This is a genomic window from Butyricicoccus sp. AM05-1, assembly GCF_003474415.1.
Lineage (GTDB): Bacteria > Bacillota > Clostridia > Oscillospirales > Butyricicoccaceae > Agathobaculum > Agathobaculum butyriciproducens.
In genome coordinates, this window is record NZ_QUDG01000001.1 from 514,386 (window position 1) to 529,502 (window position 15,117).

Sequence of the window (15,117 nt, forward strand, 5' to 3'; positions counted from 1 at the left end):
AGGGGAGGTTTTGCATTTGGAGAAAAAGATCCGCGCGGTGCTGCTTACGACGGCAGGTGTGCTGACAGCAATGCTGTTCTGGTCGTGGAAGCACCGTCCGCCGGAGGCGTTTTTGGTACGCACAGCGGCCGCCGAAACGCAGGATATCTACAATAGTGTGACGATTTTCGGTACGGTTGAGTCCGCAGAAAGCACAGCGGTTTGTCCGGCGAAAAATGCCGTAGTAAGCGCAGTGTATGCCGCAACAGGCGACACCGTGCAGAAGGGTGATATTCTGTGCACGCTGACTGACATCGGCAGATCGCAAACAGCTGCGGATTACTGGCAGACCGCACAGAGCGTGTTTGCAATTTCCGGCACGGTGAACACTGTCACCGCCGAGGACGCTCACGCGCTGTATGCACCGATGGACGGCACTGTGTTGACCGTTCCGGAGGCGGGCGAGAGCGTATCAGCCGATATACCATGCATACAAATTGCGAATCCGGATAAACTGCGCGTGCGCGCGCAGTCTCCCGAGCTATATGTAGGAGAGCTTGCTGTCGGGCAGCGCGCTAACATCACATTTTCTGCAGTGGACGGCACCTTTCACGCCGAATTAACCGCAATCGCGCCTGCGGCTGTGAAAACCTTTAGTCTGACAAACGAAGATGCTGAAGCAACCGTTGAGGTGCTGCTTGATTTGAACGGCTCAACCGAAAATCTGCGCCCCGGATATTCCGCGACCGTTAAGGTATTCACAGACCATCGAGACGATGCTGCGGTTGTACCATATGAAGCAATTTGCCAGCGCGGAGAACAAGAGTTTGTATTCTGCGTGCAGGACGGCCATGCCGTGCAGTGCGCGGTACAGACCGGCTATCTGCTCGAGGATACGGTTGAAATTATAGACGGCTTGCCGACAGGTGTATCGGTCATTCTGTCGCCGCCCGATGAATTGACTGACGGTGATCCGGTGGAGGTACAGACATGAGACTGCGGGATATTCTGTCACTGGCGGCACATAATCTGCGGGAAAGTCCGCTGCGGACGGCACTTTGCGCGCTTTCTGTTGCGGTTGGCAGCGGTGCACTGCTGCTCATCCTTTCCATTGGTCTGTATGGGCGAAAACAAGTGGACGCCGGCTTACAGACACTCGGCGTCAGCGGTTTATCGGTGTACACGGAAAGCGGGCACGCGGGAACGATACTCTCGGCCGCACTGGCGGATGAGATAGAGCAGGATGTGGACGGCATTCGCACGCTGATGCCGATCAAGGCACAAAGCGGCACCGTGCGTGTCGGACACACGACCGAACACGCGGTGTTACTTGGTACGAACGAACGGCTCGGTGAGGTCATGCAGCTGGAGCTGCTGGCAGGCTCGCTGCCGAACGCATGGCAGAGCGCAAACGCGGAGCCGGTTGCCGTGGTCGGTGATGATCTGGCGCAAACGCTGTACGGACGGACAAATATCACCGGACGGCAGATTCGGCTAAAGGTAAACGGCACCGACCGGTATTTCACGGTATGCGGTGTTGTGCGGGCACAGACGGGGGCATTCGGCGGAATGCTGTCGGCGGTTGCACCGCATCTGGTCTATGTACCGTATGCGTGTATCGCGTCGCAAACCGAACGCACGGATCAAGTGTTCGTGCAGTGCATTTCGCAGACAGATACTGCTTCGGTCAGCTCTCAGATCGAAAAGTACCTGACCGATCGACAGCAGGTGCGCGGCGTGCATGTACAGAATATGTCGGGTGCGGTGCAGACCGTACAGCAGCTTGCCGAAATGGGAATCGGCCTGTTTGCCGCCGTCGGTGCGGTAACACTGTTTGTCGCGCTCATCGGTGTGATGGGAAGCATGCTGGCTGCTGCCCACGAGAAAACAGGGGAGATCGGCATTCTGCTGGCGCTCGGCGCACAGCCGCATGATATTCGCCGGACATTTCTCCTGCAGGCTGTGCTGCTGTGCCTGTTCGGCGGAATCGTCGGTCTGGCAGCCGCAGGTGCGCTCCTGCACTTCGGAGCAGCACTGCTCCTGCCGGAAGGCCGCGTATTTGCCGGATTGCTGACACTTTCCACACTCAGCGGAGCCGCTGCCGGACTGCTCCCGGCGGTTCGTGCGGCCGCTCTCGATCCAATCGACGCAATGTGCAAATAACTCTTTTCTTTCGCCTTCATTTGTGCTATCATTAACAGTGACAAATAACGAATAGGGCGACTGTACCGTAGAAAGGAATGGAGTTTGCATGCGCCATATTATTGATTTATGTGATTTAACGGAAAAGGAATTTTCCGATCTGTACAAGCTGGTCAGCAATATTATCGACCGACCGGAGGGCTATGTAGATGCTTGCCGCGGCAAGGTGCTGGGCAGCCTGTTTTATGAACCTTCTACCCGTACCAACCTGTCGTTTTCCACCGCAATGATGAGACTGGGCGGCAGTGTTGTCGGTTTTTCCGATCCGAACGCCACTTCTGCGTCTAAGGGCGAAACGCTCAAGGATACTATCAACATGGTATCCAGCTATGCGGATATGATCGTCATGCGCAACCCGCGAGAGGGCGCAGCCAAGGTAGCTTCAATGTACTCGTCTGTGCCTGTCATCAATGCCGGCGACGGCGGTCATCTGCACCCGACCCAGACACTTGCCGATATGATTACCATTCTGCGTATGCGCGGCTCTGCTGACGATATGAAGATTGGTCTGTGCGGTGATTTGAAGTACGGCCGTACCGTGCATTCTCTGCTGCATTTTCTGCAGCGGTATCATAATGTACAGTTTTATCTGATTGCACCTGATGCACTCAAGCTGCCGGACTATATGGTAAAATTCCTGAAAGACAACAATATGCCGTTCTGCGAGGTAGACAGCATTGATGAAGTTCTTCCCGAGTTGGATGTGCTGTACATGACCCGCATTCAGCGCGAGCGCTTTGTCACGGCAGAGGAGTACACAAACCTTGAAGGCAATTATCAGCTGACTGCTGAGAAGATGAAGCGCGCCAAGAAGGACATGCTGGTGCTTCATCCGCTGCCGCGTGTTGATGAGATTGCACAGGACGTGGATGATGATCCGCGTGCGGTCTACTTCCGCCAGGCGCGGTTCGGCATGTTCGGCCGTATGGCACTGCTGCTGACGCTGTCCAAGCTGCCGTTCGAGCGTGCCGGTCATCATGAAATCGGTGCAGATCCCGGCATCCGCTGCTCCAACCACAAGTGCATTACGCGAAGCGAGCTGTATGTACCGCTGCACGGCAAGGTCGGTGACCGCTGTCCGTACTGCGATGCCGCGATAGAGCTGCAGCTGTAATAAAAAACAAAGGGGCTGTTGCAGAACAGGTCCGCAAAGAGCGCAGGGACGAAAGGCTGCATAAGGCATTTCGTCCCTGTGCCTGTTTTCGGAAATGGGTGGTTTGATTTTGTTTCACACCTTAATCATAAAGCAAAAAGACGAGTAAGCACTCCCTTTCGAGGGAACTTACTCGTCTTTTCTTACGCACTATTTTGCAACGCGCTCTTTTTGTTACTTATCGCTGTTTTTCGGCTGTTTTACAGGCACACGCTCACCGTTCGGCCGGATTTCCGCCAACGGATTTCTTGCCGCAGCTTCACGCATGTTTTCGTTCTCGATGTGGGTGTAGATCATGGTCGTATCCACACTCGAGTGACCAAGAATGCTTTGCAGCGTGCGGATATCCACGCCGTTCTGGTACATGAGCGTTGCTGCTGTGTGACGCAGCTTGTGCGCAGAGTATTTTTTCTGATCGAGACCGGCCTGACCGATATATTTTTTTACCAGCCACTTGACCGTCTGTGCGTTAATGCGGTTGCGCTTTTTGCTGACAAACAGCGCGTCCGCGTCCTGCTCATTCGGCTCCAAGCGTTTGGGTAGATACTGCTCGAGCGCGGCGAGACACGCATCGTTGAGAAATACCGTCCTCTGCTTGCCGCCCTTACCGAGCACGCGCACGGTATCGTCCTTGAAGTCGGTCAGATTCAGACCGACCAGCTCGGAAACACGCATGCCACAGTTAAGGAAAAACGTCAGGATGCAGTAATCTCGCTCGGCATACGGGCCGGTGACGGATTCCAGAAGCCGCACACTGTCGTCTGTCGTGAGGTAAGTCGGCAGGGACTTTCGGACAGTCGGCGCTTCCAGTCCGCTGACCGGATTAACCTCTAAAACATGCTGTTTATCGGTCAAATACCGAAAAAATGCGCGTATCGCAGAGACCTTTCGTGCACGCGAGTTGACACTCAATCCGTAATTGGTGTGGTTGCTGTTCTGCTGAGTTGGGCGGCTCTGCGCCATGTATTCCAGATAATCATAGGTGTCCGACAGCGTGATATCACGGATAAAATCCAGATCAATGTCACTGATGTCGATCTCATCAAGCGGAAGATTTTTATCGACTGCGCCTTTGTTGTGCTTGAGTACGCGAAAAAACAGCCGCAGATCAAGATAATATTCGTGTGCAGTTTTCGCGGATTTGCCGCGTATTGTAGAAATATAGGTTAAAAAATCCCGCAAAACGCGCGGTGCGTCTGCGGCGTATTCGTTCATCGGCTTGTCCATTGCTGCGCTCTCCTCGCCTGCTGTGATACTGTATTTATTATAACGCATTCTGCAATTTGCGTCAAACTTGCAATTTCCGGAAAAACAACGTATAATAAAGCCAACAACTTAATGGAAGGGGCATGGCTGATGAGCCGAATTTCTATTCAGCGCGGAGATATTACCCAATGCACGACCGATGCGATCGTAAACGCTGCCAACACGTCCCTGCTGGGCGGCGGCGGTGTGGACGGTGCCATTCATCGAGCGGCAGGACCGGAGTTGCTGACGGAATGCCGCACGCTCGGCGGCTGTCGGACCGGCGAAGCCAAAGCAACACGAGCATACCGTCTGCCATGTCGGTATGTTATTCATACGCCGGGACCGATCTGGCGCGGTGGACATGCAGGTGAGGCGGTACTGCTGGCAGGCTGCTATCAAAACTGCCTGCGCATTGCATCTGAATTAAATTGCAAAACCGTGGCGTTTCCGTCCATCAGCACCGGTGTATATCGATTTCCGCTGAATCGTGCCGCTGAAATCGCTATCCGTACGATTGAGGAATATCTTTCAACTCATGCAGAAATTGAGCAGGTAAGCATGATCTGCTTTGATGGAACCACGCTTTCGGCGTATCAAAACGCGCTTTCTGAACGTGAGGCTAACCATGTCTAAAAATCCGAATCAAAAGCTGAAGCTGCTGTATTTATACCAAATCCTGCTGCAGCGAACGGATGAGAACCATAAACTCACCACAGATGAACTGCGTGCGGCGCTCGAGCGCTGCGGTATTACCGCTGAGCGCAAAAGCATTTATTCGGACATCGAAGCACTCCAGAATTTTGGTCTGGATGTAATTTGTCAGAGAGGTACCGGCGGCGGCTATTACGTTGCGTCACGCGAATTTGAACTGCCCGAGCTCAAGCTGCTCGTGGATGCAATCCAGTGCTCCCGCTTTATCACCGAGAAAAAATCCAACGAGCTCATCGGCAAAATCGAGCACCTCACCAGTGACCATGAAGCGCATACGCTCCAGCGTCAGGTGTATGTTTCCGAACGGGTGAAAACGCTTAATGAGCAGATTTACTACAATATTGATGCGCTGCATGCGGCCATATCCAACGATGTCCAGATTACGTTTCAATATTTCAACTGGGTGCTGAATTTCTCTGCCAGTCCGCGCATTCAAAAGCAGTACCGCCGAGATGGTGCGCGCTACCGCGTCAGTCCGTGGGCGCTGACGTGGGACAATGAAAATTACTATCTGATTGCCTTCGATCACGATGCCGGTGAAATCCGCCACTACCGCGTAGATAAGATGGATTCACTTGTGCAGACCGACCTGCCTCGTGAGGGTAAACAGCTGTTCGACGATCGGTTTGACGCGGCAGCCTACTCCCGTAAGGTGTTCGGCATGTTCTCCGGCGAGGAGAAAACCGTGAAGCTGAAATGCCTGAACCGCTTTATCGGTGTCATGCTCGACCGCTTCGGCAGCAGTCTGCGTCTGTTTCCGGCGGATAACGAACATTTTTATCTGGATGTGGATGTTGTCGTCAGTCCGCAGTTTTTTTCCTGGGTGTTCAGTCTGGAAGGCGATGTACGCATTGTAAACCCACCGGAGGTCTGTGAAGCGTTTGAAAAGCAGATTCACAAATTCATAGACTAAGTACCGTTTAACGTACTTTTCTTTTGTTATACTATGTACAACAAAAGGAAAGGGGATGCGCAAGATGAACTGCACTCTCGAATATGTAAACGGACACATTGAAGTATATGACGGAACCGGCGCGTTTCTTTTCTCTGCCGACACCAAGCAGGAGGCACTCGAAGAACTCGAAGGCGCCGCTTAATTTCATAAAAAAGAGACTGTATCGGTGATACAGTCTCTTTTCCTTATCTTATACGCCAAATACGGAATCCACATAATGCACGGTTGCCATAGCGTCCTTCGCGTAGCAGTCCGCGCCGATGGAATCTGCGTATTCCTGCGTAAGCACGGCACCGCCGACAACGACCTTGGTGCCCGGTTTTTTCTCACGCAGCTGCTTAATGGTCTCTTCCATGCTGACAACCGTCGTCGTCATCAGTGCACTCAGGCCGACCACCGGAACATCTTCCTTGATAGCGGTATCAACGATCACCTCGGGCGGAACGTCCTTGCCGAGATCAAGCACCTGATAGGCGTAGTTCTCCAGCAAAACCTTGACAATATTCTTGCCGATATCGTGAATATCTCCCTTTACGGTCGCAAGAATAATTTTGCCCTTGATCTGCTGGCTCTCACCCTTCATCGCGTCCTTTACGACCTCAAAAGCCGCCTTGGCCGCTTCTGCGCTCATGAGCAGCTGCGGCAGGAACACGGTGCCCTTCTCGAAGCCCTTGCCGACGCGGTCAAGCGCCGGAATCAGCTCGTTATTGACGACCTCGAGCGGCGGAACCGTCTGCAGCATTTCCTTTGCTGCGTCGATAGCGCGCTCGCGCAGGCCGCGTTCAATGCTCTCCGCAAGCGGCATCGCCGTGCCGCCTACTGCCGCAGGAGCTGCTGCCGGCTGGTTGCCGTAGGCCGCAATATAGCCTGCGCACTGCTCATCCAGGTTGGCCAGCGCCAGATAGGAACGATACGATTTCATCATCGCCTCGTTATTCGGGTTGATGATCGCGCAGGACAGACCGCTCTGCATCGCCATTGTGAAGAAGTTCGAGTTGACAATCTCACGCTGCGGCAGACCAAACGAAATATTCGACACGCCGAGAATCGAGTGACCGTGCAGCTCATCACGAATGCGGCGCAGTGTTTCGAGCGTTACGAGAGCCGAACCGCTGTCCGACGAAATGGTCATCGCCAGGCCGTCAATCACGATATCCTCATGCGGAATACCGTATTTCTCCGCTGTATCGTAAATCTTCTTTGCAATCCGGATGCGGCCCTCTGCCGTGGACGGAATGCCGTTTTCATCCAGTGCCAGACCAACAACAACACCGCCATACTTGCGTACAAGCGGGAACACAGCTTCCATGCTCTCCATCTTGCCGCTGACCGAATTGATCATCGGCTTGCCGTTGTACAGGCGCATGCCGCGCTCCATTGCGGTGGTATCCGAGGTGTCAATCTGCAGCGGCAGCGCAATAACACTCTGCAGACGCGTAACGACACGCTCCATCATCACGGGTTCGTCGATTTCGGGCAGGCCGACGTTGACATCAAGAATATGCGCGCCGCTGTCCTCCTGCGCCATGCCCTCACCAAGAATGTACTCGATGTTATTCTCGCGCAGAGCCGCCTTGAATTTGCTCTTACCGGTCGGGTTGATACGCTCACCGATGATAACCGGCTTCGGCCCGATCTCCACGGCCTGCGAGAACGAGGAGACCACCGTGCGGCGCTTGGCTACCGGCGGTCGGAACGGTACCTTACGGCACTTTTCGATGGTCAGCCGCAGATGCTCCGGCGTAGTGCCGCAGCAGCCGCCAAGTGCCTGTACGCCCATACCTGCGATTTCTTCCATCAGGTCGGAAAACTCAGCAGGCGCGATATCAAATACCGTCTTGCCGTTTTCGCTGCGCGGCAGACCGGCATTCGGGTTGACGATGATCGGCAGCGAGCTTATCTGCGTCAGTCGTTCGATGATCGGGTGCATCTGCTTCGGACCAAGACCGCAGTTAACGCCGAGCGCGTCTACGCGCAAGCCCTCGAGCATGGCAACCGTGGAATCCACCGTGCCGCCTGTCAGCAGCTTGCCTTTTTCATCGAAAATCAGCGTTACGAGCACCGGCAGATCGCAGTTTTCCTTGGCAGCCAACACGGCCGCCTTAGCCTCGTAGCTGTCGCTCATGGTCTCAATGAGCACGAGGTCCGCACCGGCTTTCGCGCCGATACGGATGGTTTCGCCGAACAGCTCGACCGCACGCTCGAACGGCAGATCGCCCATCGGCTGCAGCAACTTGCCGGTTGGGCCAATATCGAGCGCAATATAGGCGTCCTCTCGGTCTGCCTGCTGACGCGCGGTTTTTGCATGCGAAACTGCAGCTTGCACGATTTCCTGCAGGTTATCCGGATATTTAAGAGCATTTGCACCGAAAGTGTTGGTGTTCACCACATCACAGCCAGCTTCAAAGTAGCTGAGGTTCAGCGCAATAATCTCATCCGGATGGGACAGGTTCCACGTTTCCGGCAGTTCACCGGCTTTTAAGCCGTGCTCCTGCAGGATGGTGCCCATGCCGCCATCGAAAAATACCCATTCTTTTCCCAGTCGTTCGGTCAGTTTCATTCTTTTCATCTCCTGTAAGCGCAATCCGTCTTGCCGCATTCCTCACAGCCCTTACGGTGACACGGCTGCGGTGTTTCAGACAGACCGATCACCGCCGTTACCGACTTGATGGGTGCCAGCAGACAGCTTTCGGTCACGGTCAAGCCAATCTTGCGCGGCGTATCCAGCAGGCGGCTGAAATCCCGCTGGTGTGCGATCGGAAAATCGCCGTAGCCGGGACTGAACCGTGGGCGGCAGTACATGCCGCGCTGAGCGGCTTCCTGCCGGATGCATTCGTTGACCTCATCGCAATAGGTCTCGACCATGGCCGCTGCCGCTGCCTGATAGATCACCGCGTCGCTCATCCGGACTGCAGACGCGCGGGCAATCAGGCGATCCGGCCCAATACCGAGCGTTGCTGCCATCAGACAGACCTCGCTGCAGCCCTGCAGATTGCGTGCCAGATTTTTGCTGTGAATTTGTACATCTGCGATCTCGAGCGTTTGCGCGTCAATATGCTGCAGCGGAAACACGTGGTAGATCGACTTAGGTTCTGCCGCCTGCTGCAGTGCTTCACCGCATCGTGTCAGGCTGGCCTGCACAGCCTCATCCGGCTGCGTGCCGTGATAACCCATGTAGCGGATGGCTTCCGATCTGTCCAGTTCAATCACTTGAGAATCTCCGACAGGCTGGACTGAATGCCTGCGGCAATTTCCGGCTTGTTCATCGAGTAAACATGGATATGGTTGACGCCGTTTGCAATCAGGTCGATGATCTGCTCGGTCGCGTAGATAACGCCTGCCTGCTTCATAGCCGCCGGATTGTCACCGAAACGGTCAACGATAGCCTTGAAGCGTTCGGGCAGGTAGGTGCCGGACATGGAAGTGATACGCTTGATCTGCTTGACATTCGTCACCGGCATAATGCCCGCAACAACCGGAACCGTAATACCCTTTTCTCGAATGCGGTACAGGAAGTTGTACATGATGTTGTTATCAAAGAACATCTGCGTAGTCAGAAACTCACAGCCTGCGTCTACTTTTTCCTTGAGGTGCAGAATATCCTCGGTTTTATTGGCTGCCTCAACGTGACCCTCCGGGTAGCAGGCGCCGCCGACGCAGAAATCGCCCTGAGACTTGATATCGCGTACCAGCTCAGCGGCATAGTGGTAGTCAGAATGCGGAGCACCGCCCTCCGGAATATCACCGCGCAGTGCAAGAATGTTCTCGATACCGGCATCCTTATACTTTTTTACCATCGCTGCAACGTGCTCACGGGTAGAGGAAACACAGGTCAGATGGGTCAGAACGGTAACATCATACTTCTTCTTGAGATCTGCCGCGATGTTGACAGTGTGTTCGCTCGTGCCGCCGCCCGCACCGTATGTAACGCTCATAAAGTCCGGACGCAATGCCGCAATTTCCTGCGTTGCGTGTGCGACAGACTCATAGCTGCTGTTGGTCTTGGGCGGGAATACCTCAAAAGAAAGGGTTACTTTATCCTGATTCAAAAGTTGGGAAACCTTCATGTTGCATCTCCTATGTTTCTACTCGTATTTCTGTTTAATAAAAAAGACACGATTTTGATCCGCGTGAAAATTCTATACGTTCCAAAGCCGCAGTGTTTATTATATCACATTTCTCTACTTTATTTCCAGACAAAAATACGATATAATATAACGTATCGGAGGGATTATTTTGACCGATATGCTTAAGAACTGTCAGCTGTGTCCGCGTGCCTGCGGCGCAGACCGCACAAAGAACCGCGGAGCCTGCGGTGCAGGCGTTGAAATCGAAGCCGCACGCGCGTCGCTGCATATGTGGGAGGAGCCACCGATTTCGGGTACAAATGGCTCGGGCACGGTGTTTTTCTCTCATTGCTCGCTCGGCTGTGTGTTCTGCCAAAACCGCAAGATCAGCCGCAGAGAGGCCGAGGGACAGAACATTACGGCAGATGCACTGGCGAAAACCTTTCTCTCTCTGGAGAAAAAAGGTGCGCATAACATCAACCTTGTTACCGGCACCCATTATGTGCCGCAAATTATCGAAGCACTGCAAATTGCCAGAAAACAGGGACTTTCGCTTCCTATTGTATACAATTCCAGCGGATATGAGCAGGTGGAAACGCTGCAGCTGCTCGATGGTCACATTGACATCTATCTGCCGGATTACAAGTATTACAGCAGCTACTACGCAGGTCTGTACTCGCATGCGGAGGATTACCGTGAGTTTGCCGTTCCGGCTATTGATGAAATGGTGCGCCAGACAGGTGCACCGCAGTTTGATAAAAATGGCCTGCTGAAGCGCGGCACGGTCATCCGGCATTTGATGCTGCCCGGACTGGCCGGCGACACCGCGCAGGTGCTTCGTGATATTGCCTCTCGATGGGGCGACAGCGTGCTTGTCAGCCTTATGCGGCAGTACACGCCGTTTGATATGCAGGATTATCCCGAGCTTGACCGCACCATCACCGCAGAGGAGTACGCAGATGCCTGTACGCTGTTCGGTGAGCTTGGACTCGGCGGTTTTTTTCAGCAGGACGAATCCATCAGCGAGAGTTTTATTCCCGCCTTTGACGGCACAGGATTGGAGGAAAATTAACATGAAAACCGTTCTCAGCATTGCAGGCACCGACCCGACAGGCGGCGCAGGTATTCAGACCGACCTGAAAACCTTTGAAGCCTTCGGCGTGTATGGCATGGCCGTTATCACTGTCGTGTGTGCACAAAATACCACTGGTGTATTCGGTATGCAGCCGGTTTCCGCTGAACTGGTTGGCAAACAGATTGACTGTGTGTTTGACGATATTTTCCCGGATGCCGTCAAGGTCGGCATGCTGTATGACGCAGAGATTATTCACACAGTAGCGGAGCGCTTGAAGGCGTACCACGCCAAGAATATCGTACTCGACCCGGTAATGATGTCCTCAAGCGGTACCGCGCTGCTGCATCACGATGCGGCAAAGGTTCTGCAGGAGGAGCTGTTCCCGCTGTGCACTCTGGTAACGCCTAATCTGCATGAGGCAGCCGCTGTCTGCAGCCATAACATCACCAATCGTGAAGATATGGAGCAGGCGGCACGCGAAATCGTCGGCAAGACCGGCGGCGCCGTTCTGGTCAAGGGTGGTCATCTGGCAGACTGCGCAGATGATCTGCTGTTTGACGGCACAGAAATGCACTGGCTTCCCGCGCCGCGTATTGACAACCCGAACACGCATGGTACCGGCTGCACGCTATCCAGTGCGATCGCATGCGGACTGGCACAGGGCATGTCGCTCATCGGCAGCGTCAAGCGGGCCAAGCGGTATCTGACCGCCTGCATTGACTTTAAATTGGATCTTGGTCACGGTTCCGGTCCGCTGCAGCACCGCATTGCGGATTGGGAGAACCGGCATGCGTGAACTGCGGCACATTCTCGGTGCAGATCAAGCATTTCAATCTTTCAAAATGTAAGCAGAAAAAAGCGCAAAGAACACAGGGACGAAAGGCCGAAGAAGGCTTCTTGCCCCTGCGCTCATTTGCACTGCACCGGTGTTGTTTCACACCTTAATCTAAAGCAAAAAGGCGAGTAAGCAACCCCTTTCAGGGAAACTTACTCGTCTTTTCTTGCGCGCGGTTTTGCAGTGCGCCCCGTGTTTTATCCATTTGCGGTGCTGCTCCATGCCTGATGCAGATCAGGGAACGGAGCAAGCGCACGATCGAGAATGCCGTGCATATGCGCGATGGCAATGCCATAGTTGGTCATTGGCACATTCCGCTCGGCGCTGTGCCGCAGACGATACTGCATTTCCCGCTCGTTCAGCATGCAGCCGCCGCAGTGCACGACAAGCGCGTACTTGCTCACGTCCTCGGGAAACTCATTGCCCGCGGTAAATGAGAACTGCACATCCTTGCCGGTAAACCTGCGAATCCAGTTCGGCAGTTTTTCCGTGCCGATATCGCCGCACTGGCGGTGATGCGTGCAGCCTTCGGAGATGAGCACAGTATCGCCATCCTGCAAAGAATTCAGCTGTGCAGCACCGAGAATCGCCTGCCGCAGATTGCCTTTGTATCGGGCAAACAGGATGGAAAACGAGGTCAGAAGAACATTTTTCGGCACCAGCTTGTCCACGATGCCGAACGCCTGCGAGTCCGTGATAACCAGCTGCGGCGGCTCACGCAGGGATTCCAGCGTGCGGGTCAACTCGGTTTCGCGGGTGACAAGTGAAATCGCACCTGCTTCCAGAATATCGCGGATGGTCTGCTGCTGCGGGAGAATCAGCCGTCCTTTCGGTGCTGCCGAGTCGATCGGCACGACCAGTACGACTGTGTCATTCGGCGCAAGCAGGTCAGCTACCAGACGTTTTTTCGGCTCGGTCGGCTTGACGGCTCGTGCGATCAGTTCCTTGAGTTCACGGATATTGCTGTCGGCTGCTGCGCTGACGTAAATCTCGTTTTCCGGTACAGCAGTCGGTGCGGATGTCAAATCCATCTTGTTATGTGCAATTATAAACGGAATCTCCCGCTTGCGGAACAATTCGAGCAGTTCCTGCTCTGCAGGCTGCAAATCACGCGTACTGTCCGTGACAAGAACCGCAATATCCGTCTTTTCCAGCACGCGCAGTGCCCGACGGACACGCTCCGCGCCGAGCGCGCCCTCATCGTCAATGCCCGGTGTGTCGATGATAACCACCGGACCGATAGGGAGCAGTTCCATCGCCTTCTGCACCGGATCGGTGGTCGTGCCCTTGACATCGGAAACAATGGACAGTGTTTGTCCGGTCACGCGGTTTACCACGCTGGATTTGCCCGCATTGCGCAGACCGAAAAAGCCGATGTGTACGCGCTCGCCGGAGGGCTGTGCGTTCAGTCCCATAGGAAACCCTCCTTAGAAGCGGAAATCACGGCGGTTGGAGCTGCAGATATCCTTGATATGCTCGGCTGCAATTTCGCGTACCTTATCGCGCGGGATTTTTTTAAGTTCCTCCTGAATCAGCTCCATGCCGACGCGCCTGGTGTCCTCGCTTGCGTAATCGACCAGATACTCCGCGAGTGTCATCAATGCGTTCGGGTGGCAGCAGTTGAGGATCTGGCCGCTCTTGCACAGGCTCATGAAACGGTCGCCGGTGCGCCCCTCACGGTAGCAGGCGGTGCAGAACGACGGAATAAACCCAAGCTGCATGAGCCAGTGAACAACCTCATCGAGCGAGCGCTGATCGGATACATCAAACTGCTCAGAGTCGTGCGGACGCTCCTCTTCCTCATAGCCGCCGACCGAGGTACGAGAAGCACCGCTGATCTGCGAAATACCCAGACCAAGTGCCCTCTCACGCACCTGCTGGCTCTCGCGGGTGGAGATGATCATGCCGGTGTACGGCACGGCAATGCGGATGCACGCGATAACCTTTGCAAACAGCTCGTCGCTCAGGCCGTTGTCGAATACGTTCGGATCGATATCGTCCGCGCGCTTGATACGCGGTACGCTGATAGTATGCGGGCCAACGCCGTGTACAGCCTCCAGATGCTCGGCGTGCATGAGCAGACCGGCGAACTCGTACTTGTACATCTCCAGACCGAACAGAACACCCAGACCAACGTCGTCGATACCGCCGTCCATCGCGCGATCCATTGCTTCGGTGTGGTAGTCGTAATCGTGCTTCGGACCTGCCGGATGCAGCTTGAGGTAGCTCTGCTTGTGGTAGGTCTCCTGAAACAGAATGTAAGTGCCGATGCCGGCGTCCTTCAGCTTGCGGTAGTTCTCGACTGTGGTCGCTGCAATGTTGACGTTAACACGTCGAATCGCACCGTTTTTATGCTTGATGGAGTAAATGGTGTTGATGCACTCGAGAATGTACTCGATCGGGTTGTTGACCGGGTCCTCACCGGCCTCAATGGCAAGACGCTTGTGACCCATATCCTGCAGCGCGATAACCTCGCGGGCGACCTCTTCCTGCGTCAGCTTTTTGCGAGTGATATGGCGGTTTTTTGCGTGATACGGACAGTAAACACAGCCGTTTACGCAGTAATTCGACAGATACAGCGGTGCAAACATAACAATACGGTTGCCGTAGAACGCCAGCTTGATCTCCTCGGCCAGCTGATACATCTCCTCGATCTTCTCGGGGATATCGCAGGCCAGCAGCACGGAGGCTTCGCGATGCGTCAGACCGGCACAGTGTACGCCGGTAGCCGTTTTCTGCGGACGGGCCTTTTCCAGAATGCTGTCGATCAGCTCGATGTTGTGTTTGTTCTCCTCGGCGTATTTCAGCGTTTCAAGGATTTCCTCATGGTTGATAAACTCCTCTGCATGGAGTGATTTCGGGTTGTACTGAGCCATTTTTTCGTTTTCCTTT

General features: G+C 54.4%; 13 protein-coding genes. 7 read left to right on the forward strand and 6 right to left on the reverse strand.

Annotated elements, in window-relative coordinates; genetic code table 11:
• Positions 1–16: 16 nt before the first annotated feature.
• From DW088_RS03005 to pyrB, 3 genes are all read left to right on the forward strand, one after another.
• Positions 17–973, forward strand: coding sequence for an efflux RND transporter periplasmic adaptor subunit (locus DW088_RS03005; protein ID WP_118359356.1), 957 nt, complete (start codon positions 17–19; stop codon positions 971–973).
• On the forward strand, positions 970–2,142 hold the full coding sequence (locus tag DW088_RS03010) for an ABC transporter permease (RefSeq protein WP_118359358.1): 1,173 nt from the start codon (positions 970–972) through the stop codon (positions 2,140–2,142). Before DW088_RS03005 ends, DW088_RS03010 begins: the two co-directional genes overlap by 4 nt.
• 88 nt (positions 2,143–2,230) lie before the next feature.
• On the forward strand, positions 2,231–3,295 hold the full coding sequence (gene pyrB, locus DW088_RS03015; protein ID WP_118359360.1) for an aspartate carbamoyltransferase: 1,065 nt from the start codon (positions 2,231–2,233) through the stop codon (positions 3,293–3,295).
• Between the two features lie 213 nt (positions 3,296–3,508).
• Here the strand turns inward: pyrB and DW088_RS03020 are convergent, their stop codons facing one another.
• A complete protein-coding gene (locus tag DW088_RS03020; RefSeq protein ID WP_117488071.1) occupies positions 3,509–4,561 on the reverse strand; it encodes a tyrosine recombinase XerC in 1,053 nt (350 codons plus the stop codon).
• 129 nt (positions 4,562–4,690) lie between these two features.
• On the opposite strand from DW088_RS03020, the gene DW088_RS03025 reads away from it, so the two are divergent.
• Complete coding sequence (locus DW088_RS03025) at positions 4,691–5,215, forward strand: O-acetyl-ADP-ribose deacetylase (protein WP_118359362.1); 525 nt, start codon at positions 4,691–4,693, stop codon at positions 5,213–5,215.
• A complete protein-coding gene (locus DW088_RS03030) occupies positions 5,208–6,206 on the forward strand; it encodes a helix-turn-helix transcriptional regulator (protein ID WP_118359364.1) in 999 nt (332 codons plus the stop codon). The genes DW088_RS03025 and DW088_RS03030 overlap by 8 nt, the downstream gene beginning before the upstream one ends.
• 232 nt (positions 6,207–6,438) lie before the next feature.
• Here the strand turns inward: DW088_RS03030 and DW088_RS03035 are convergent, their stop codons facing one another.
• Genes DW088_RS03035 through metF form a run of 3 tightly spaced genes read right to left on the reverse strand, consistent with a single transcriptional unit; the run spans position 6,439 to position 10,315 of the window.
• Positions 6,439–8,808, reverse strand: a complete 2,370-nt coding sequence (locus DW088_RS03035) for a homocysteine S-methyltransferase family protein (protein ID WP_118359366.1) — start codon at positions 8,806–8,808, stop codon at positions 6,439–6,441.
• 5 nt (positions 8,809–8,813) lie between these two features.
• Entirely contained in the window at positions 8,814–9,458 is a 645-nt protein-coding gene (locus tag DW088_RS03040) for a vitamin B12 dependent-methionine synthase activation domain-containing protein (protein WP_118359368.1), read from the reverse strand.
• Positions 9,455–10,315, reverse strand: coding sequence for a methylenetetrahydrofolate reductase [NAD(P)H] (gene metF, locus DW088_RS03045; protein ID WP_118359370.1), 861 nt, complete (start codon positions 10,313–10,315; stop codon positions 9,455–9,457). Before metF ends, DW088_RS03040 begins: the two co-directional genes overlap by 4 nt.
• A 178-nt stretch (positions 10,316–10,493) precedes the next feature.
• Between metF and DW088_RS03050 the strand changes: the two genes are divergently transcribed.
• Positions 10,494–11,387 (forward strand): radical SAM protein, encoded by an 894-nt coding sequence (locus DW088_RS03050; protein WP_199720403.1) that lies wholly within the window; start codon positions 10,494–10,496, stop codon positions 11,385–11,387.
• Between the two features lies 1 nt (position 11,388).
• Positions 11,389–12,186, forward strand: a complete 798-nt coding sequence (gene thiD / locus DW088_RS03055; RefSeq protein WP_118359374.1) for a bifunctional hydroxymethylpyrimidine kinase/phosphomethylpyrimidine kinase — start codon at positions 11,389–11,391, stop codon at positions 12,184–12,186.
• Positions 12,187–12,422: 236 nt separating this feature from the next.
• On the opposite strand, the gene hydF is transcribed toward thiD, so the two are convergent.
• Positions 12,423–13,640 carry a [FeFe] hydrogenase H-cluster maturation GTPase HydF gene (gene hydF / locus DW088_RS03060; protein ID WP_118359376.1) on the reverse strand — a complete coding sequence of 406 codons (1,218 nt, stop codon included), beginning with the start codon at positions 13,638–13,640 and terminating at the stop codon, positions 12,423–12,425.
• A 12-nt stretch (positions 13,641–13,652) separates the two neighbouring features.
• Positions 13,653–15,101, reverse strand: coding sequence for a [FeFe] hydrogenase H-cluster radical SAM maturase HydG (hydG, locus tag DW088_RS03065; protein WP_118359378.1), 1,449 nt, complete (start codon positions 15,099–15,101; stop codon positions 13,653–13,655).
• Positions 15,102–15,117 lie beyond the last annotated feature (16 nt).